This is a genomic window from Dinghuibacter silviterrae (assembly GCF_004366355.1).
Classification (GTDB): Bacteria; Bacteroidota; Bacteroidia; order Chitinophagales; family Chitinophagaceae; genus Dinghuibacter; species Dinghuibacter silviterrae.
The window spans coordinates 830,897-850,828 of record NZ_SODV01000001.1 but is presented as its reverse complement, the minus strand read 5'-3'; the positions used below and the strand labels follow the sequence as shown (position 1 = coordinate 850,828).

The 19,932-nt window shown below is 47.3% G+C and carries 26 protein-coding genes and 1 tRNA gene; 15 read left to right on the top strand and 12 right to left on the bottom strand.

What is annotated here, in order from left to right; genetic code table 11:
* Positions 1-6: 6 nt before the first annotated feature.
* From EDB95_RS03755 to EDB95_RS03740, 4 genes are read left to right on the top strand one after another with little or no spacing between them, the layout of a single operon-like run.
* A complete protein-coding gene (locus EDB95_RS03755; protein ID WP_133990722.1) occupies positions 7-336 on the top strand; it encodes a PadR family transcriptional regulator in 330 nt (109 codons plus the stop codon).
* Positions 333-1,016 carry a hypothetical protein gene (locus tag EDB95_RS03750; RefSeq protein WP_133990720.1) on the top strand — a complete coding sequence of 228 codons (684 nt, stop codon included), beginning with the start codon at positions 333-335 and terminating at the stop codon, positions 1,014-1,016. Before EDB95_RS03755 ends, EDB95_RS03750 begins: the two co-directional genes overlap by 4 nt.
* Positions 1,017-1,055: 39 nt before the next feature.
* Positions 1,056-2,834, top strand: coding sequence for a VOC family protein (locus EDB95_RS03745; protein ID WP_133990718.1), 1,779 nt, complete (start codon positions 1,056-1,058; stop codon positions 2,832-2,834).
* 4 nt (positions 2,835-2,838) lie between these two features.
* Positions 2,839-3,669 (top strand): DNA adenine methylase, encoded by an 831-nt coding sequence (locus EDB95_RS03740; protein WP_133990716.1) that lies wholly within the window; start codon positions 2,839-2,841, stop codon positions 3,667-3,669.
* Here EDB95_RS03740 and EDB95_RS03735 read toward each other — a convergent pair.
* Positions 3,659-4,888 (bottom strand): erythromycin esterase family protein, encoded by a 1,230-nt coding sequence (locus tag EDB95_RS03735; protein WP_133990714.1) that lies wholly within the window; start codon positions 4,886-4,888, stop codon positions 3,659-3,661. The two genes, EDB95_RS03740 and EDB95_RS03735, sit on opposite strands and share 11 nt — an antisense overlap.
* 17 nt (positions 4,889-4,905) lie before the next feature.
* Here EDB95_RS03735 and EDB95_RS03730 point away from each other — a divergent pair, with 17 nt between their 5' ends.
* From EDB95_RS03730 to EDB95_RS03720, 3 genes are read left to right on the top strand one after another with little or no spacing between them, the layout of a single operon-like run.
* Positions 4,906-5,442 carry an RNA 2'-phosphotransferase gene (locus tag EDB95_RS03730; protein WP_133990712.1) on the top strand — a complete coding sequence of 179 codons (537 nt, stop codon included), beginning with the start codon at positions 4,906-4,908 and terminating at the stop codon, positions 5,440-5,442.
* An 11-nt stretch (positions 5,443-5,453) separates the two neighbouring features.
* Positions 5,454-6,158, top strand: a complete 705-nt coding sequence (locus tag EDB95_RS03725) for a phytanoyl-CoA dioxygenase family protein (RefSeq protein WP_133990710.1) — start codon at positions 5,454-5,456, stop codon at positions 6,156-6,158.
* Positions 6,159-6,176: 18 nt separating this feature from the next.
* The gene (locus EDB95_RS03720; protein ID WP_133990708.1) at positions 6,177-7,352 is read left to right on the top strand and encodes a DUF418 domain-containing protein; all 1,176 of its coding nucleotides are present in this window, start codon (positions 6,177-6,179) and stop codon (positions 7,350-7,352) included.
* 9 nt (positions 7,353-7,361) lie between these two features.
* Here the strand turns inward: EDB95_RS03720 and EDB95_RS03715 are convergent, their stop codons facing one another.
* From EDB95_RS03715 to EDB95_RS03700, 4 genes are all read right to left on the bottom strand, one after another.
* On the bottom strand, positions 7,362-7,562 hold the full coding sequence (locus tag EDB95_RS03715; protein WP_133990706.1) for a hypothetical protein: 201 nt from the start codon (positions 7,560-7,562) through the stop codon (positions 7,362-7,364).
* A gap of 74 nt (positions 7,563-7,636) precedes the next feature.
* On the bottom strand, positions 7,637-7,864 hold the full coding sequence (gene yidD, locus EDB95_RS27970) for a membrane protein insertion efficiency factor YidD (RefSeq protein ID WP_133990704.1): 228 nt from the start codon (positions 7,862-7,864) through the stop codon (positions 7,637-7,639).
* Entirely contained in the window at positions 7,865-8,278 is a 414-nt protein-coding gene (locus EDB95_RS03705) for a hypothetical protein (RefSeq protein WP_133990702.1), read from the bottom strand.
* A gap of 306 nt (positions 8,279-8,584) precedes the next feature.
* Complete coding sequence (locus EDB95_RS03700) at positions 8,585-8,887, bottom strand: nucleotidyltransferase family protein (protein ID WP_133990700.1); 303 nt, start codon at positions 8,885-8,887, stop codon at positions 8,585-8,587.
* 214 nt (positions 8,888-9,101) lie between these two features.
* Here EDB95_RS03700 and EDB95_RS03695 point away from each other — a divergent pair, with 214 nt between their 5' ends.
* The 4 genes from EDB95_RS03695 to EDB95_RS03680 all read left to right on the top strand — a co-directional run bounded on the left by EDB95_RS03695 (position 9,102) and on the right by EDB95_RS03680 (position 11,857).
* Entirely contained in the window at positions 9,102-9,311 is a 210-nt protein-coding gene (locus tag EDB95_RS03695) for a 2-oxoisovalerate dehydrogenase (protein ID WP_133990698.1), read from the top strand.
* Positions 9,308-9,538 (top strand): type II toxin-antitoxin system HicA family toxin, encoded by a 231-nt coding sequence (locus EDB95_RS03690; RefSeq protein ID WP_133990696.1) that lies wholly within the window; start codon positions 9,308-9,310, stop codon positions 9,536-9,538. Before EDB95_RS03695 ends, EDB95_RS03690 begins: the two co-directional genes overlap by 4 nt.
* 129 nt (positions 9,539-9,667) lie before the next feature.
* Positions 9,668-10,504, top strand: a complete 837-nt coding sequence (locus EDB95_RS03685) for a hypothetical protein (RefSeq protein ID WP_133990694.1) — start codon at positions 9,668-9,670, stop codon at positions 10,502-10,504.
* A gap of 3 nt (positions 10,505-10,507) precedes the next feature.
* On the top strand, positions 10,508-11,857 hold the full coding sequence (locus EDB95_RS03680) for a CpXC domain-containing protein (RefSeq protein ID WP_133990692.1): 1,350 nt from the start codon (positions 10,508-10,510) through the stop codon (positions 11,855-11,857).
* Between the two features lie 933 nt (positions 11,858-12,790).
* Here the strand turns inward: EDB95_RS03680 and EDB95_RS03675 are convergent.
* The 6 genes from EDB95_RS03675 to EDB95_RS03650 all read right to left on the bottom strand — a co-directional run bounded on the left by EDB95_RS03675 (position 12,791) and on the right by EDB95_RS03650 (position 15,882).
* On the bottom strand, positions 12,791-13,102 hold the full coding sequence (locus EDB95_RS03675) for a hypothetical protein (RefSeq protein WP_133990690.1): 312 nt from the start codon (positions 13,100-13,102) through the stop codon (positions 12,791-12,793).
* Positions 13,103-13,267: 165 nt separating this feature from the next.
* Complete coding sequence (locus tag EDB95_RS03670; RefSeq protein ID WP_133990688.1) at positions 13,268-14,122, bottom strand: hypothetical protein; 855 nt, start codon at positions 14,120-14,122, stop codon at positions 13,268-13,270.
* Between the two features lie 100 nt (positions 14,123-14,222).
* Positions 14,223-14,603: a hypothetical protein gene (locus EDB95_RS03665; protein ID WP_133990686.1), complete on the bottom strand. Its 381-nt coding sequence runs from the start codon at positions 14,601-14,603 to the stop codon at positions 14,223-14,225.
* Positions 14,604-14,732: 129 nt separating this feature from the next.
* A complete protein-coding gene (locus tag EDB95_RS03660) occupies positions 14,733-14,990 on the bottom strand; it encodes a hypothetical protein (protein ID WP_133990684.1) in 258 nt (85 codons plus the stop codon).
* 13 nt (positions 14,991-15,003) lie between these two features.
* Entirely contained in the window at positions 15,004-15,273 is a 270-nt protein-coding gene (locus tag EDB95_RS03655) for a hypothetical protein (protein WP_133990682.1), read from the bottom strand.
* A gap of 342 nt (positions 15,274-15,615) precedes the next feature.
* Positions 15,616-15,882 (bottom strand): hypothetical protein, encoded by a 267-nt coding sequence (locus EDB95_RS03650; protein WP_133990680.1) that lies wholly within the window; start codon positions 15,880-15,882, stop codon positions 15,616-15,618.
* Between the two features lie 414 nt (positions 15,883-16,296).
* Here EDB95_RS03650 and EDB95_RS03645 point away from each other — a divergent pair, with 414 nt between their 5' ends.
* From EDB95_RS03645 to EDB95_RS03635, 3 genes are all read left to right on the top strand, one after another.
* Positions 16,297-16,542 (top strand): helix-turn-helix domain-containing protein, encoded by a 246-nt coding sequence (locus EDB95_RS03645; RefSeq protein ID WP_133990679.1) that lies wholly within the window; start codon positions 16,297-16,299, stop codon positions 16,540-16,542.
* Between the two features lie 195 nt (positions 16,543-16,737).
* On the top strand, positions 16,738-17,589 hold the full coding sequence (locus tag EDB95_RS03640; protein ID WP_133990677.1) for a MerR family transcriptional regulator: 852 nt from the start codon (positions 16,738-16,740) through the stop codon (positions 17,587-17,589).
* A gap of 240 nt (positions 17,590-17,829) precedes the next feature.
* A complete protein-coding gene (locus tag EDB95_RS03635; protein WP_133990675.1) occupies positions 17,830-19,392 on the top strand; it encodes a recombinase family protein in 1,563 nt (520 codons plus the stop codon).
* On the opposite strand, the gene EDB95_RS03630 is transcribed toward EDB95_RS03635, so the two are convergent.
* Positions 19,358-19,431, bottom strand: a tRNA-Asn gene (locus tag EDB95_RS03630). The genes EDB95_RS03635 and EDB95_RS03630 overlap by 35 nt on opposite strands.
* Positions 19,432-19,569: 138 nt before the next feature.
* Between EDB95_RS03630 and EDB95_RS03625 the strand changes: the two genes are divergently transcribed.
* The gene (locus tag EDB95_RS03625; protein ID WP_133990673.1) at positions 19,570-19,914 is read left to right on the top strand and encodes an Hpt domain-containing protein; all 345 of its coding nucleotides are present in this window, start codon (positions 19,570-19,572) and stop codon (positions 19,912-19,914) included.
* Positions 19,915-19,932: the final 18 nt, after the last annotated feature.

The window sequence follows — 19,932 nt, the reverse complement described above, 5'->3', positions numbered from 1 at the left end:
TGGTGCATGAATAAAAGCGCTTTATATAAAGGTTGCCTGGAACCGATCCTCCTGCAACTGCTCCACGATCATGGCCGGATGTACGGTTACGAAATCACCCAAAAGGTCAGGGAGCGGACAAAAGGAGAACTCGAAATCACGGAAGGCGCCCTGTACCCGTTGCTCCACCGGCTGGAGGATAAAGGTGTTCTCCGGGTGGAAATGGAGCATATCGGGAACCGGGTCCGCAAGTATTATTCGCTGACGCCTTCGGGTCTCCAGGAGAAAAAACAGGCCGAGGGCGAACTCCAGTCTTTTCTGACTACCCTCCAGGTTCTTCTTAAACCCGCACTATGATGACGCTTACCACCGCACAAATCGACCGGCTTTTCGACCTCTGCCGGGAAAAGGGGATCGATTATTATGACATACAGGTCGAGCTGGTGGATCACCTGGCCGCCGCCATAGAGGCCCGGCCGGCTGTACCCTTTGAAACAGCGCTCTCCGAGGCCACCAAGGGTTTTGGCTATCGCGGTTTCGGGACAATGGTAAAGACCCGGCGCAAACAACTGACAGCACAATACCGGCGGATGTTTTGGTCCATGTTCGTGGCCTATTTCAACTGGCCAAAGGTGATGCTGACCCTGTTGCTTCTCACCGTTTTTTATGTATTGCCTTTCTATTTGCCCCTGATCGTGCTCAAGCACGTCAACGCCGCGGCGGCTATTTACCTGATCGCGTTCGAGCTTTTTATCTGGTGGAAACAAAAGCGGCAATGCCCGGCGCCACGACGGCCGCTTTTGATGCTGAAGCTTTACCCCGTATCTTTTACCAGCGCCATCATGCTCAATCTTTACCTAAACGTGTTTAAGGGTTTTCGATGGCTCGACGGGGACGGGTCCTTTACCCTGCTTACGTATCGATTTTTCTGTATTGCCTATGTGCTCATGCTGGCGATCATGCTGGCCTTTTACGATACCAAAGCCAAATTGTCCAGTCTGGCCATCGAGAAGTACCCCGGGGCTTTTACGGTTTAATCGATTATATTTAGGAGCGATTGCCATTGCCTACGCTCCATGAACACCTTTGACATACTTCCCCTGACGCCTGGATACGGCCCCGAACAATTTGCCGCCGAAGCCCGGACGCATGCCACCCCTGACGCGGAGACCCTGGTCGCCCGGTCCTATGGTTTTGGCAGTGCCGACACGTTCCGCATCTTTCTGGATGGGATGACCCAAACCGGGGCGCCGATTGCCGCCTTCGAGGCCGCCGCAGACGCGGTGGTCAAGGGAGAGCTGGGCCTCCTGCAGGAACTGCTACACGCGCATCCACAGCTTGTCTTCACCCGTTCGATGCGCTGGCATGGCGCTACGTTGTTGCACTATACCGGCGCTAATTTAGTCGAGCAATACCGCCAGGTTTCCCCGCCCAATGCCATCCGGGTCGCGGAAGTGCTTTTGAAAGCGGGTGCGGAAGTAGACGCCGTGATGGGTCCCTGCACAACCCTGACGCTGGTCGCGACCAGTATACACCCGCATAAGGCGGGCGTACAAATCGGATTGCTGGAAACGCTTTTGGCGTCCGGCGCTTCTGTCGAAGGTGCTCCGGGGGCGTCCCCCCTGCAGGCGGCATTGGATAATGACCGGCTCCCGGCGGCTTTGTGGCTGGCTACACACGGCGCCAAACTAAGCCTGATGACGGCGGCCGGCATCGGGTCCCTGGAGGATGTGGCGGCTTTTTTGGAAGGCAATTCTGATTTTTTAGCACTTCGGATGGCCCTGGTGTATGCAGGCCGGTACGGGCATACCTCCGTGGTCCGCTACCTGGTAGAGCGGGGCGTCCCGGTCGATGCCCGCGGGGACGACGGGTTCACAGCCCTTCACTGGGCGGCCCATGGCGGGTTTACCGACACGGTACGCTATCTTCTGTCCGTCGATGCACCCCTTGAACTGGAGAACTGTTATGGGGGCACCGTCCTCGGGCAAACGCTTTGGTCTGCGGGGCACGGTCCCCTGGCTTCCCACCCGGAGATCGCGTCCCTGCTGGTCGACGCTGGCGCTCGCGTGCGACCCGGCACTTTGCGGTGGTGGCTTTCTACCGGCGCATCCGATCTTGTCCGCGACGGCATTGAGGCCGTCTTGCGGAAACAGGTGTTTGGATCGGGCATGGGCATCCAGAGTCCCGTTTGCCTCTGTCTCCAGGTGGCGGACCTTCCACGGAGCCTCACGTTTTATCGCGATGTCCTGGGTTTTTCTGCATCGGACAACGACGTTTCGTACGGTCCCGTCCGTTTGTTGTTGTCACACGGACCGGTTGAGCCCGCCGTTGTTTTTATCCAGGTCGCCGACATCGCCGGCGCCTGGGATACCCTCTACGCACGGGGCGCCCAGCCCACCGAGCCCGCCAGGGTCAACTGGATCAAATACCAAGTGGTGGAGGTCCGCGACCCCGATGGGTACAGGCTTTGGTTTGCGGAGTCGTATAACTATCCCGTTACACCCCTTTCGGGTCAGTTGAATAAATCAAATCCGCACCTCCCTTGTACGGATGTCGCTTCGTCTTTAGCTTATTACCGTGACATCCTCGGCTTTCACGTCAACTACGCCCAGGAAGACCTGGCGGTCATGGACCGCGACAAGGTCACGGTCATTCTGGTAAGCCGGAGCCGCATCTATACAGGTGTGGGCGGTTGCTATTGTTTTGTGAGGGACGTCGACGCCCTTTATGACGAACTCACCGCCAAAGGCGCCCGTGTGTTAGGACCTCCTGTCAGCTATCCGTGGGGGCTTCGAAATTTTACCGTCGTCGACCCCGAAGGGAACCAGCTTCATTTCGGTCAATCCTTCGAGTGAACGCATGAAGGTCATTATCCCGCCCTTGAAAAGTCAAGGCATCAAAACCAAGCTGGTCCCCCCTATCCTGGAACTTGTCCGGGAGGCCGCTTCTACCGGCCGCTGGATAGAACCGTTTATGGGTACCGGCGTCGTGGGTTTTAACGCCGGTTTTCCCCGCGCTCTCATGAGCGACGCCAATCCCCACCTCGTTCATTTTTATGCAGGTCTGCTCAACGGTGACATCACACCTTCTTCTGTCCGGTCTTTTTTGGAGTATGAAGGCGCGCTCCTGGCCAAAAGCGGTTACGACCACTACCTCCACGTCCGCGAGCGCTTCAACCGCGACTTCGCGCCCCTCGATTTCCTTTTTCTAAACCGGAGCGGTTTTAACGGGATGATCCGGTTTTCCCGGAAGGGCCTTTGGAATATTCCGTTCTGCAAAAAACCCGACCGTTTCCAACCCGGCTATATCACCAAAATTGTCAACCAGGTCACCCGGGTGCGGGAGGTGATGACCGGCGACTGGTCGTTTACCAATGGCTCGTTTACGTCCACGCTTTTGTCGGCCGTCGCCGGGGACCTTGTTTATTGCGATCCCCCCTACTTCGGCCGGTACGCCGATTACTACAACGGATGGACCGAAGAGGACGAAGCCCGTTTATTTGCCCTTCTCGACCGGACCCCTGCCAAGTTCATTTTGTCCACCTGGTCCCACAATGCCTATCGGCATAACCCCATGATCGACGCCTATTGGTCCAGGTTCCGGATACACCGGATCGAGCACTTTTATTATAGCGGGGGGAAAATGGAGAACAGGAACGCGGTGGTGGAGGCGTTGGTGGTTAATTTTTGAGCGGCCCTGCCGCTTTTGGCCATGGGGCACATCTCCGGTTTTCCCGAATAAAAAACACCCCGTCGAAAATACGACTCCACGCGTTTTTATCTTCTCTATAGTACCAGAAACGCATCCGGAACCGGGTCTTGTCCTTGTAGCCCGACAGGTCCGTAAAGGCGAAGGCCATCGCCGGGTCGACCCAATTTTCAAAACATTCCCCGCTGGGAGGGGGTATTGTATAGGGTTTGGCCCCAAAGCGACCGCCCTCTCCCTGAAAACCGGTAAACCCGATCACATAAGTCTCCTTGTCCAGGTTGGTGTCTTCCGTAAAATACCCGCCCATGGCCGGTTCGTCCCTCAACTTCGCCACGTGCGGGTTGGCTGCCCACACGATCAGCTTTTCGTTCGGATAGACCACGTCCGCAAACCAGGCCAGGTTTTCCGCCATCCGGCGGTCCCTGATTTCGCTCTCCCGTTTCCGGTCGTTGGAAGGCGCGTACACATACATCCTGGCCTCATCCCGGAGGTTGTCTAAGACATGCACCCAAAAATCATCCTTCGATAGTTTGGTCCTGGCCTGGTCTCCGGCCCGTGCAGCCCAGTCCGCCACCGAATCCAGGGTGGCCTTGCCCACCCGGCGATACCATCGGATACTCGGAAGCGAGTCCACCATGGGTAAAAAAATGGTCGTATACCCTTCTTCGTGCGTCACCGGCAAGTCAAGACGCCGCAACACACTGTCCAGCCGATGACGTAAAAACCGGTATCCAAATCCAAAAATCATTTGCAAGTCGACCCCCACGACTTTCAATTCGCGGCTATGGTCCGGGATATACCGCGAGAACAGGTCCGTGCAGCCATCGCAATAAGACCAAATCGGAAATATATTGTGCTTTAGGAAATCTCCCATCTTCTCCGGAGACGTTTCCCCGTAGCCCTGGGTCAGGGAAAAAAAATCCCCTTCGAAAACCACTACATTAAATCCCTTCCGTTCATGCAGGTACTTGATCAGCCGCGTCTTTGCCAGGAACGTGGGCGCGTCCCCATGATCCTGTTCCCCCAGCATGACGATCCTTTTGTCCCCCACGGCCTGCCCGACTACATCCAGGTCCGAAAAATCCAGGGAATCCGGTGAAATCGTCCGGATGGGATGGGTTTCATGCTGGACGTAGTCCTTGATCTGGGACCGGGCAACGGTCCAGGGGAGGAGGAAGAGGGGGAGTAAAAGGAAGCGCATATATTTGTTATAAATATATGATCTCCAAAGAAGAAAATACACGCATCAGCAAAACACTCAGTTATGTCTTGCGGCACAACCCCGGTCATATCGGCCTGGAGCTCGATGAGCAGGGCTGGGGGAGCGTTGACACCTTATGCCGGAAATTGGAACTGAGCCCGGAGGTGTTGAAACACATAGTAGACACCAACGCCAAAAGCCGGTTTAATTTCAACCACGATGGCACGATGGTCCGCGCGAGCCAGGGACACTCCATCGAGGTGGATCTTCAATACACCCCTCAAACCCCGCCCGCTGTTCTTTTTCATGGAACGGCCGAAAAAAATATACCGGGCATTGAGGAAAGCGGTCTGCAGAAGATGAACCGCCATCACGTACATCTGAGTAAAGACCGGGAAACCGCCCTCGCGGTGGGCACGCGTCATGGCAAGCCGGTGGTGCTGGTCGTCGATGCACAGAGGATGCACCAGGACGGGCATGTATTTTTCTTGTCCGACAATGGCGTTTGGTTGACGGAGCGGGTGCCGGTGGCGTATATTGCGCCGCTCATTTAAAAACATATTCGATGAGCCTGGAACAACTGCGCACAAAGGGATATACTATACTTGACGATATATATACCCCGGCGGAAATCCGCGCCCTTGGGGACATTTTGTCGCAGGCGGATTCCTCAAAACCGACCTTCAGAAGAACCAACGACTTGTTTGCCATCCGGCAGTTTCTGAAAGAGATCCAGGAAGCTCATCACCTGATTTTTAATGAGCCGCTGATGGCTGTCGTCCGCCGGTACTTTGGCGAAGACTATTTTGTTGTAAAATCTATTTATTTCGATAAGCCCGAACAGTCGAACTGGTTTGTCGCCTGGCACCAGGACCTTACGATTTCGGTGGACAAGAAAGTGGAATTGCCCGGATTCGGTCCCTGGACGGTTAAACAGGATCAGTTTGCAGTTCAGCCGCCGCTTCAGATTTTGGAAAATATTTTTACCGTCCGTATTCATCTGGACCCTACCGATGAGCATAACGGTGCATTGAGGGTTATTCCGGGATCCCATCTAAAGGGAATTCAGCGGTTTTCCCCCGAGCTTAACAGGGAAGAAAACATCTGCCGGGTGCCAGGCGGAGGTGTTATGTTGATGCGCCCCCTTTTGTTACACGCTTCCCATCGCACTACCAATGCGAAAAGGCGAAGGGTGATCCATATCGAGTTCTGCAACGTCCACCTGCCGAAGGGGATTAAGTGGGCAGAGTCGACCGCTTTATATTTTTAATTTCGTTATATTACCGGGATGAAACCACCGGTCGTACAACCTATCCTGGCCAGCCAACGCATTACCATAATCGATATCCTCCGGGGATGGGCCCTCTTCGGGGTCGTGCTCATGAATTACTATGATGCCTATTTTCTCGGTGATAATTTAAAAATCAGCCATCCGGGAACCTTTACCGTCGTTCTTGAATACATAAGCGCCTATGTTTTTTCCGCTAAATCCTGGACCATGCTTAGCTTCCTGTTCGGTTACGGCTTTGCCGTGCTGATGGAGCGGCTGCACGCCAAGGGCCGGCATCCCGTATGGTTTTTTACCCGGCGGATGTGGTGGCTCCTGGTCCTGGCGTTGATCAATTCCGCGTTTTTCTCCGGCGACATTCTCAAGGACTACGCTATCCTGGGGATGGTCCTGCTGCCCTTCTACAAATGTTCCGCCCGGACGACTTTCATTATAGCCATAGCCATGCTGCTGACGGAACCCGTCCTCACTTCCTTTGTTGTAAAAATCCCCTCACCTCACTGGGATAGAGAACATTGGCCACTCCTGTACGGGAGTCACGACTTGATGGACGTGCTGAAAGCCGGTCTGATCGGAACCTACTATACAGAAATGATCTCTCCCTTTTACGGTATTACCGTGCACTGGGTCATGATGACCTGCTTCCTCTTTGGTTTCTCGGCCCAAAAAATCGGTTTTTTCTCCCACCTCGCCCAACACAAAAAAGTCCTCTGGAGGGTATGGTGGATTACACTGACGTTCGCGTTGATCATCATCGTCCCGAAATATATCAATGCCCGCCTTGCCTGGCCGTTTAAAGAACACTATCCCATCAGTTTCATAGTCGTGCTGGCGATCATGTTCTTTATCATGTCTTCCTTGTGCCTCCTCTACCTGGGCGGTTCCGGTCACCGGTTTTTTAGCACCCTCGAAGTCACGGGCAAGATGACACTCACCAATTACATGGTGCAAAACGTGATCGGTTGCCTGGTATTTTCCGGGTTCGGGCTGGGGCTGATAGGGAGGGAGCCCCTTTATTTCTATCTGGGGCTGGCGGTTGTCGTATATCTCTTGCAGGCGCTCTTTAGTCGCTGGTGGCTTTCCCGGTATAATTATGGGCCGGTGGAGTGGGTGTGGAGGCAGTTGAGTTATGGGACGCGGTTGGCGTTGAAAAGGCCGGCGCTGCAAGCGGTCTGATGCCCGGGGTTACAGACCTGGCTTTTTCGAAGCCTTTCTCCAGAATCGCACTGTCAGAAAGATAAAGAGTATGGTTAACGTATAGCTGATCACGATGAGCCCGATGCGGTTGGGTGCTATGTCGCTTGCGGAGGAAAACGTTATCCTTAAGGCTTCCTTGATAGCGCCGATAGATACTATTCCGAAAATGATGGCCAGGGCTTTGTTCATTGAGTGACGGTTTTTTGTGGTTCCCCCAATATACGAACGTCGAATCTTTTTTGCCGAATAAATCAGTTCGATTATTAAGGGTAGTCTACGTAGGGTCTGTTGGAAAAGGGATGGCAATCCCTATATCGCTTGACTGAGATCCAGACCGCCTTAAAGAAGGAATATTTTCTCAATGCCAATAGCGCGTAATTGGAACAGGACGGAAAATGCAGACATTTAGAATAATGTCTTGTTTTGGTCCGCTGGTATATCTTAACGAGACCAATCCCGATAAGGCTTAAAGGTAACGTCAGGATTTTCACTTATCCATTTTGGCCCAATTCAGTAAAAACTTTCCGGATTTCATAGCATTTTTCTTGTGTAGGAACGGGAATGGAGACTGTACCTCCGGAAGTGCTGATACGCAACTGAAAAACTTTACTCCTGGAGCAACCATTGCTCTGTTGGCCTTCGGTTACTTCCAGAAAAGAAATTTTGTCAAAAGGCAGAATGCCTTCCTTTAGAACAAATACATCCACCCCGGATTTCTTTTCAGATACCTTCGTTTTGTAAAGCACCCTTTTGTCCGTCAAGGCTATCCAATGGTTTTCCTTATGTCCGGACGAACCACAGCCTCCCTTCATGGAGATAAAGGAAAAATAATACACCTTTTCTACAGACATGAGCTGTACGCTTAATTCGCTTGGGAGACCTTCGGTAATTGGAGTCAATGGCATGTAACACGGGTTTTGGATGTGCCGTAAAATACTCAATTACATAAGACCTCTTAAATGGGAAAGGAAAATACCGTTAAAACACCCTTTTTATGGGCCGTTTTTCGTTACCCTATTTTTGCCTTTTTAGCATCTCGGAGTCGAACCAGTTTTGGACTGATTTACAGGAAGTCTATACCCCGAAGTGGTTTTTGGCAGCTTGGGTATCAGTCCTGATTTAACAGCCTTTCGATCTCGCTCTTCAACAAGGGAAGATGCTCTTCAATCTCCTTTATGGCCTTGAGAATGTCGTATAACCAGGTTTTAACCTCAATGTTCATAAACGAGCTGCCGTTTACTATTCACCGCCTGTAGAAAATAGGGGTTCTTTATCGCATTTTCTTCCAAAAGGTCAACGGACCTGTGGAATATATCTTCCAAAGAGAACTTGAGGTCATAGTAGTTGTCCGCGTATTGTTGCAGTTCAACAGGTTCGAAATCGACGATAAAATCCACATCGCTTTTATCGTTGAAATGATCGGTCAAAACGGAGCCAAAAGCATAAAGTTTATGAACCCTATGCTCACGGCAAAGGCGTTCAATCTCGCCCAAATATTTTTGAACTTCCCTCATAGGCCAATCAATACATATTTACTTTAAAAATAATTAAAATATGGCTGATGGACATAGCAAAAAAGGTCGCCTAAGCGACCTTTTTTGCTCCCCCTACCTTACCAATGTCGAACCGGTTTGGGGAGGATTTGAAGGAAATCTATGGATTAAGGCGGGTTTTGCCGGTCCGAGAACGACATTTCCCAAACAACCGGGATTTTTGTAACTTTAATACATGACGGAGATCGTATTTATCGTCGAAGAGTCCCAGGACGGCGGCTATTTTGCCAAAGCTATAGGGGAGGGAATTATCACTCAGGCCGACTCGCTCCCGGAGCTGCGGGAAATGATCAAAGATGCCGTTAAGTGTCACTTTGATAATCCAGACGAAGTTCCCAAAATTGCCCACCTCCACGTCACGAGGGACGAAGTCTTTGCGTTATGAGAATTCCCAGGGATTTGGATGCTTCCGATTTGATAAAAATACTCAAGCGTTTTGGCTATGCACCGACCAGACAAACAGGTAGTCATATTCGCCTGACTACTGATCGAAACGGCCAACACCACATTACAATACCCAACCATACACCAATCAAGGTTGGAACTTTAAATGCTATTTTATCCGAGGTTTCAATGCATTTGGGCATTTCCAAAGAGGCCATTTTATCGTAAAAGCAATAAAATTAAAATCCCTCATTTTTCCGAAATATAAACCTCAATTCGTTGACCATTATTGACTTACAGTCGAAATGAACTTCCTTGCCAAATATTTGAATCGGTTTATGCCCTAAAAAAGCCTCCATGAATCGAATCGCTGATTTCAGTCCTCGAACAAAAGAAATCCTCGCAAAGCGCGTAGGATATATGTGTTCTAATCCCACGTGCAAACGTCCAACTGTCGGTCCCAATAGCGCAATCGAAAAGTCCACCACAATTGGCATCGCAGCTCACATAACGGCGGCCTCACCTGCGGGACCAAGATATAAATCAAATCTTTCCCTGGAAGAGAGAAAGCATATTACTAATGGAATCTGGCTATGTAGTCTTTGCTCCGATCTTATCGACAAAGATGAACGCCATTACACCGTAGAGTTATTGAATGACTGGAAGCGAGAGGCAGAACAAGCTCAGTTAGAAAGATTAAAAGGGGTGAAGTATGGCAGTGGGGTAGTTAAATATACAGGTTCTATTATCATTGATATAGGAAAAGTAAACAATCCAAATCAATATCTGTCTATTGGAGAAGTTAGATTCTCGGTAACCAATGCATCTACAAAGCCAATTAAAATTACATCGCTTGGCCTAAAGATACTTCATAGGGAATTCATTATGAGTACCGTAGCTGCGGTCCCTGCAGCGCCAATTGATGAATATTATTTATATGTAAGAATAGATGAGTCTACAGTTTATTTCGAATTGACAGATAAACATTTTGAGCTATTTCCAGAAAAAACAGAGGGGTTTTTCCTTAAAGTTGATGGAATTGAAGGCCAAAAATATATACTTCAGCTTCAGGCTTCTTGGCATATTATGGGTGAAGATTTTTTATCAAGTGAATTTTCAAATCCTTTCTCTCTCAAATTTAATTCTAGATCGCCTGAAGCGCTTCTCCGACTGCTTGATAGAATAAAAAAATGACTTATGCTCGTTCCGAACCACATAAAGACTAGGAACGGTATAGCTGCTAAAACTATAGCATTAAACTGCAGTACTTGTAACAATATTATAAAATTAGATGCGGTTTTTCTTGTATGTGAAGATGATTGGCCAGAGTTTAGATATCTCCTTCTTAAACGAGATTTGAGTGAGGTATCATGCGAGCATTGCAGCCATGTATATCAAATTAAGTCCCCCCTTCTTTACGAAGTTCCCAAACGGAATCTTCTGATTTTCGCGACGAATGGTGGTGACGACGGTGGAGTCATCCAAGGATTTGAAATTTGGAAAAGCCATGCTAAAAATCTTTTAACGGAGGAAACATTCAGAAGAATAGAGCAACATCAATATACATTCGTACACGGTCTACATGGATTAAATGCACTTTTGGAAGCTTTTGACGACGAAAGTCCGTTCTCTATGTACGTTCCGGCTCCACCCAAAACCGCAGATGGATCACAGGATAAAATTGGTATCACCCATTTAACCGGTTACATTTATGGAAATCTGTTTTTCTATTATCCAGCCCATAAGCCTGTTTCAGATTTATCTTTGATGCTACTGGAATTAGCTTCCATAAATTCTAGTCATTCGAGTATTCGCTGGATTTTTGATCTTTTTGAAACAGTTCTTTTCACACTAGGACAAGGACATCCGTGGCTTATGCAAGAAGCTGGCCGATTGGCCATGCTTTGTGGCAATTTAGTAAAGGCAACAGAATATACCTCTATGGCGTGCAAGCTACAACACAGTTGGATTGCACCCACAGCTTGTTTTTTACATGGAACACCAAGGATTAGGGCAGATGGACCATCCCAAAAAGCATATTTACCCCATTCAGCCAAAACCTCTTTGTTAAACGGCGTTAATCAGCATAGGCACACAGACATAAAAATTTCTCCCAGTATCAAGGATGTCGGTGTTTGGGATTTTCCTCATACTGAAGACCTTGCTTTGTTTAAGGGATATACAAAGAATACACTCTTAAAATCACACGGATATACTTTAGGTAAGATGGAAATGGGAATACGCGGGAAAGATGTACATGTAACGGAGCAATTGATTGCACTATATGCGCACTTAATTTGGAGAAGCATGAATATGCTAAATTCCTATAATGATCCGGAATGTCATAAGGCATTTTGGACTGAATACTTGGATACCCGTTGGAACAGATATAGCCAAAATTTAGCCCTTCTTCGACAGGTTTTAGAATTTAGAATTTGCGAGGCAAGCTTTCAAATAGCGCCTGCGGAAGAAAAATCCTCGAAGATCGACGCAAACAAATGGCAAATACATCTATGGAAAAAGGCAATCGATTTTATAAATGCATAATTCAGAAGAAATCTTTAACAACACCATCATCATTTCCGCAGTTGTCATGAAGAGAATATGACTTCAAAATATTAGCCCTCATAATTGATGGTACCATTCGTGAGATTCATCGAAATCAAATTTATCAAACCGGAAGATGAAGAAGAAATAGTTTAAAGCGGATTAGCTATCAATAACTTATGGAAAAAATAAAGGGGCAGACCAAAAATCTGCCCCAAAGTATTGGAGGGCTCCCCCTAATGTACGAATGTCGAACCACTTTTGGACTGATTTACAGGAAATATATAGCCTGAAGCGGGTTTTACCGGTTACCGAGAGGTTGTTTGGAGGCGGAAAGTGGCAAAAAATGGGGCCTGGATAGACTTATTATCCCCTGCTATACCTCAAATAATGCTATATAATACGTAGTTGAGGGGAACGTACGCGAGCGGTTAGTTAACCGTATAGACCCAGATTTTGAGGTAGCATTTGTACACAAGTACATGAAAAGCCCCATGACTCCGACCAGGGGGGTAGGTCGGCCGGAAGGGTTATAACCCCGGGAGCAGTCATACTAGGGGAATGTAAACGCACATATGGCGTTTTTTGCCCTAGTTGAAGAGGACGATATCTGTACCGTCAAATGGCTTGATGTAGGCCCGATAGTACTCTTGTATGAATGGAAAAATGCGTTTCAAACTCGCAATTCTTTCCATCCATTTGCTTTGCTCGTCGTACTCGACGGCCATAAGTAAGAATTTGCCTGCCTGGTACCCAGAACAAGAAAGTCTTTGGAAACCAATCGCGGGTGGCCCCCCTGATATAACCCCGTCGGCCTTCCAGTGAGATATGTCCATTAGTTGAAGTCGGCTCACCGGCTCCACCTCTTTGGGCTTATACTCCTTCACTATGTCGTTAAGGTCTTTGCACTTGGAATTGTTCATAACCCTAGTTCTAATTCGTTCTGTAAAAACGTGCCCAAGGGAAGTTCAGTCCATCAAAGGAGAATTGCTCTACCAGCTCACCATGCACTATGGATCTGAGTAGGAAATCTGCCAGGATGCCTTGTTCAGGTGTATTCTGACCCTCGGGGAGTAAGCCGTATTCGGAAACTTCGGTCGAAATTTTATCAGGGGCTTGGAAAAGGAATTGACGCGGAAGCCCAATTTCTTCAATGCTCCCGGAAGCCTTTACCTCGAAAACGCTGCCCATCTTCTTTTCAAAGCTCTCAATTTCAACAGTATGACCAAAAATCATATATTCCATCGTAGTTGTTTTAGACTACTAATGTAAGAATTAGTTGTATAAATTTTGGATTATTTGAAATTATTGCTTATGGAAGTTATGCACCTAAAATTCACCAGCCAATCGGGGATTGATCAGAAGCAAAAGGGAGAATTTAGGTTGAGTTAGGCAGCGCCTGAATTAAGGTCACTTATGCGTTATCAATTTCTTTTCGGTTAGGTATTCAAGAACTTGACCCTTTCTATCCGGAAAACATGGTTTACCATCGTTTACGAACGGAACAAATGCCTCCATTTGGTCAATATCGAAACGAGTCCCCTCTACATTTTGGTAATTACCTTTGAAGTATATAAAAATTGTATCGCTGCCTCCAAAAGCCTGAAGATTAATACTAAAATATAAGGTCGAAACTGTCCCTGGACCTTTAACGTCATCGGTCATTTCGGTATGCATCTGTGGATCAACCAAATTTCCCCCTATCGAGGGAACCTCATAAACTTTCAAATTTATGTGGCGGGCCAATGCTTCAAAAGTGCAAACACTGAATTCAACACAATCCTCTCCATTTTCCTTTGCTAGCCGAATAGGTGGGGGGTTACCGACGGTTGCTCTACATAAACCCACAAATGGTTGAGATACAACCTTGTGAGATGAATCGTTTAGTGATTTAACAACCTCTTTTTGAGTTGAATCATAGTGTAACTTATACTTAGCCAGAGCATCTGTGAATGAGGTTATATTTTTATGCGTTTCTATTTCCACCTTTTTGCCATAATCCTTTGATAATGAATCTTCATGGGTGTTAAACAAACTATCGCGTAAATGCTGAAGAGAATCTGCTTGCGCCTGTTTATGAACAAGAAGTCGGTCATTTCGTTTTCCTTGCGAATAAGAAAGAATTAGTACCACTACACTCAATATTGCGACGGCCGCCTCCTTGGGTTTGAGGTTCTTTATAAAAGGCCAATGCTTAATGAAATTGACATCTTTTAGTGATAGAATTGCAATCACCACCGAAATCGACAAAGAAACCAAGTCCATCTACTAGTGCTTAATATGCTGAAATTTAGAGATTTAAAGTGAGAAATTGTACTGTTTAAAACCCATTTTTACCAATTTTTTAAACTTCATTCTTAACGCACTAGTTCAATAGATAATTAGAATAGGGGTCTACAATTTGTTGAGCGTACCCGCTGGCGGTATCGGTCTTAACGATCTTCCCATTGACATATATGATTGCAATAGCGGTGACGGGTACAGAAGGATCCATAGGAGTAAGTACGCTCACCTGGATTTGTAAATACCTCGGGGCAGATACTTGGTTTGTAAAGGTAACAATCCAGTCCGACGAGGTTTGGCCTTGCACCAGGGTAGCGGAATTCGTTGCATCCAGGTAGTTTCCCGTCCAATTTGCTACGCCCGAGGTTTTGACTTCGTATTTGACCTGAGCCGAAGTACTTGACCCTGATGAACCCTTTTTACATGCAACAAATAAAACAGCAACGGCTAGAAAACGCTTCATTGGGGTTTGGTTTTATGATTACGAAATAACCTATGCCTATGCAATATAATAAATGCCCGATTTCGGAAATACCGTTTTTTCACTCGGGAATATTTGCTGATAATCAATTGTTTATGCTCCTTCTTCCGATTAACGCCTCTCAACGTCTCTTATTATAAGCATTAGTACGTCTATGGGTTTTACCCCTACCAAGCCGGATAACCGGAGTATATCGGCTGCGGTGAACCTGGAGGGGTCAAGGAGACGTTTAGAAAGGGTGTTATAATTCAAGCCCATGTCCCTGGTAAGAATTGTAACCGGGACAATATGGGGTATGTCACGAACCCTCCGCAATTCGTCTCCTTCAAAGGCTGCTCTTAAAATGCGGTAGCAGTCCGGTTGTTTCATTTGAAAATGGTTATTAAGCGGGCTGATTAGCCTGAATCGCCAGGGATACCAGCTTTATGAGGTCCATAAATGGAATATCAACCAACGTAGAGAGCTTTTGTATATCCCTGAAAAGGAATTTAGACGGGTTTTCCAGCTTACTAGCTAATCGCTCATAGTTTAGTCCCATATCGGCAGCAACCACGGATCGAGGTATTATGCGAAAGATCATACTGAAGGATGATAAATCCCCTGCTTTCCAGACGGAATGCACATGACTGTAACGATGATCTTTGTCGTCCATTTCTTGTGGGTTTATTTGATCTGTTGGCGGCTTTTCTCCTTTATATCCGCTACAGCCAACCCTATAAGGGCGGAAATTTCTATGCCGGTTAGGCATTGTAATTTAAGAAGGTGGTTTACATTCAATAGATGCGGCCTGTTTAGCTTGTTAACGAAACTATGGTAGTGCATTCCTAGATCGTCCGCAACAACTGATTTGGGGATAATCTCGAACATACGATTTAAAGAGGTTAGCTCACCAGTCCGCCAAACACTGAAAACGTGATTGTAGCGTTTGTCCCGCACCGTGGGGGGGCTAGGCAAAGTGTACTGATACCCCTGATACTTTTCCATGCTCCTATTGTTACCTTTTGTTTCTTTGGTCCTTACTGAGTAAAAAAGCAGCCTCAATAAGCCGGACAACCTCTTTGCCCAAGAACTGAAAATCCGTCCTGGAAAGACCCCTTTGGCCCTCGAAGTGTTCGTCAGGGAGACCTACGGCACTATCGAAAACGAATCCGACAAGTTCCCTGGCTTCATCAAGGGTAAGAGAATGGAAGAATTGGACAATGACCTTACTTGGTACCTCCATTTCCTGCAAGGTGAGGTAGAGAGGGAGGTTTGCGGCCATGATGGCGCTGTTAGTTAGGTCGGTTCTGCTTTTGTTTGGTAGGCGTGTCATAAAAAAGGAAGGCGCGGGCTAATCCCCATGAGTCCTCCGGGCTGCAACACCCTGACCACATAAGGACGCCCACGCCCATGCCTTTGTTATATCTCGCAATATAGACAAAGGAGGTCGTGAGCGGTTATCCCTATCTCCGTGGTCATCTGAAAGTTGCAGTTTGGAGGACCGGCTATAAAGAAAACGCGCTTTATTCTGTTATTTCAATATGTTTTAACTATAATTAGTTGATTTTGTTCAAGTAACGATTTGCCTATGCAAAACTTGCGCACTTTGTAAAGATAATAGAAAGTTTGAAAAAGTATAGTATAACTCAATTTTATTTTTACGAATAACGCGGACCTTGGCTGTCAAACCTTTTGCATGGAGGAATATCCCATTGAGTTGCAGCACATGGGCGCCAGAATCCGCGCAATCCGAAAGCACAGGGGATTGAAGCTACTCGACCTGGAAGACAGTACGGGTATCTTTGATTCCGAGATTAGCCGGATTGAAAGGGGGTTGGTTAAGGTGGAGGTCCAGACCGTCTACCGGATAGCCAAGGCCCTCGGGGTTGAGATCAAAGACATATTCGACTATAACGGTCCACTTCCCACTTCCGAGAAGTGACCTTTTCCTCCATTTTTAGCCTATAGAGTACTAGTCCTTCGATTCCGCGATTGAAAATTAATTTACAAAACATTGATTTTCAAGGCCATTTTATGCTGCTAAAAATTAATTATAGATTTATCTATAATTTCACAATATAATTTATAGCTTTATGTTTAATATATAGATCGAAATTGTAAATAAATACATAATTATATGGCGACTCACACAATTGACCCGAATGAACCCACAGTAGACGACATTCTCCGTCTCCGAATGTTCACCGCAAAGGACGTGACAGGTGTAAGCTATGCTGTATTGAACTATTGGAACGAGAAGGGGTTTCTTTTGGAGACACAGAAGGCGGGAGAGTGGCGTAAATTTAATTTCTACGAATTGGCATGGGTCTATATGCTAAACGAACTACGGGAATTAAATGTCGAGTTGAAAACCCTTATTGACCCGCTTAAAAATGCCTTTAGGCCCCGTTCATTCATCGAAACGGAAGGGGTTGAGGTGCAACACCACGAATTGCCTGCTGAGACAAAGGAAAAGTTGAAGGGGTGGAAGGTCGCTTATGATCCGTCCTACCCACATGGATTTACCTATTCGGTTTGGTTTGCCATAGAAGATAAAAGCCTCTTGACGGTACGAATATATGGAGGCCAGGAGGTCGAAGTACTCACGTCGGACACCCTTGACGAGGATGAATATGCCCTGAAGATGATGGACAACTCCCGGAGTTTTATATCTATATCCCTTTCCGGGATCATTGCTAAGATGCTAGGGGATAAGGACACACCTACACTGCAAAAACTTGGGATACTTTCCGAGAATGAATTAACCCTATTGAAATATCTAAGAAACAATGAGTTACAAAGCGTAAATATCCGATATTCCAAAGGAGAGCCCGTACTCCTGGAACTGAAGTCATGGACAAACCTGGAGGATAAAAACAGGAGGTTATTGGAAGTCCTCCAAAGCCCATACGATGAACTAACCTTTAAGACAAACGGCGGTAAGAACTACGGATTCGTGAGGACCCACAAAATAAAGTTGAAGGAATAGCGGTACCGAAAACATCGGACCATCAGTTAATATCCAGGCTATGCTACCGAAAACATCGGAGCGGTGCTGCAACATTCTAACCAATGTTGTCTACTAATTTGATTTACAAAATCTTAAACAACAAAAGAAAACAATTCGGTGTAAAAGAAACGGAAGAAATTAAGAAAGTCCTTTACCAATTTGCTGAACTAGAATACCAGCAAAGCAAGGTGATGTTATTAACCTCAAAACCCCAAAAAGATGAAAAAGGGAGATAGGGTAATAATCTATACGCGGGTATCGACCAAGGAACAGGCGGAGACAGGGTTCAGCCTACCGTACCAACTAAAGGTGTTGCAAGAGTTTTGCAAAGTAAAAGGGTTAGAAATAGTAGCCCACTTTGAGGAAGACTACTCAGCAAAGACCTTTGACCGGCCCGAGTGGAAAAAGCTAATGGAGTTGGTTAAATCAAAAAGAGGGAAGGTAGACTCCGTCCTCTTTGTTAGATGGGACCGTTTCTCTAGGAACATGACCGAGGCTTGGGCCGTGATGAAGGAACTGCGGGATTACGGCGTCGAAGTCAATGCAATGGAGCAACCATTGGACCTGAGTACGCCCGACAGCAAACTAATGTTGTCGATCTATTTGATCACCCCTGAAATCGAAAACGACAAAAACTCCCAACGAACCAAAAACGGTTCTTATCAGGCGAGGTCGGAAGGAGGCTGGACAGGTACAGCACCATTTGGATATGCTAACTGGCGGACGGAGGATAAAAAACCAAGTTTGGTTATTGACCCTTCGGAAGCGGAAATTGTCCGGTTTGCCTTCGACGCAATGGCAAAGGGCATATACTCCGCCGAGGAGGTGCGGAAGATGGTTAAGGAAATGGGTAAGACCTTCAGCAAGCAAGTATTCTTGAATCTGCTAAGAAATGTAACCTATACAGGAAAGGTTCACTTGGCTGCTTATGGGAAAAATGATGCGATGATTGTGGAGGGACTTCACAAGGCTATTATTGCCGAGGACCAGTTTCACGAAGTCCAAGCTATCCTTTCGGGGAGAACCCGTAGAACGGCCTATAAAAAGGTAAAGCGGACCGACGCCCTTGCCCTTCGTGGATACCTGATTTGTAAGAATTGCGGCCGCAACCTTACCGGAAGCAGGTCCAAAGGCAGGAGTAACAGCTATTTCTACTACCACTGCAATTGCAACACCTGTAAGGAACGATTTAGAGCTGACCAAGCAAATGAAGACTTTCTCCGATACTTGGATCAATACAATTTCAAAGACGAGGTTGTAGACGCTTATTATGCGGTGCTGGAGGACGTGTTCAACACGCATGAAAAAGAACGTTTCGATCAGATCAAACAGCTAGAGATCGAGTATGAACGTTTCGGGTCACTCCAAATACTCGCAATGGATAAGTATTTGGAAGAACTGATAGGTCAAAAAGCCTTCGACGAAGCTACCGAACGGTACGAGCGCAAGCAAAACGAGATAGCCGTGCAGATCATGCAGCTAAAGGGTCAAGAGTCGGAGTACAAGAAGTATTTGCGGTATGGTTTAAGCCTACTTGGCAACCTTCCGCACTACTATAACCACGCGGCTTTGGAGATAAAGCAATCGATGTTGGGCATTATCTTCCCTGAAAAACTGGTGTATGAAAGCGGCGATTATCGAACCGCTAGACTGAACGAAGTACTCTATCTAATGCTATTGACTAACAATGACTTAGAGGGGAATAAAAATGGGGCAGACCAAAAATCTGCCCCAAAGTATTGGAGGGCTCCCCCTTCAGGACTTGAACCTGAGACCCTCTGATTAACAGTCAGATGCTCTAACCAACTGAGCTAAGGAGGAATATGTACGCACCCGAGGGTGGCCCGTTGGCCCGGAGGGTTTCGCCCTCAGGGATTGGGGTTGCAAAAATATGAAAAATTCATTGCTGACAAAGAAATTTTGGAATTTTGAGGGCGAGGCGTGTAATATTGTAGCATTATGCTCGTCAACCTCGAAATTATCGAAGAGTATGCCAGCGGGGACGTGGATACCATGAAGGAAATTATCCGCTTGTTTGTGGACAATACGCCTCCGACGCTGGACTTGTTGGGGGAGGCAATCTCGGTTTGGGCGTGGGAGGACGTGGTCAGGCACGCGCACAAGCTGAAATCGTCTTATGGGATCGTGATGATCGGGAACAGCCTGGACCTGATCCAGGGGATCGAGCAGGCGGGGCGTCAACAGCGGGATAAGGAGCAGATCGTGGCGGACTTTACAGAGGTGCGCCGGATGTACACGGAGGCCACGAAGGAGTTTGACGCGTTTATGGCGAACGGCGCGTAAGCGTCAAGCGCAAGGCCG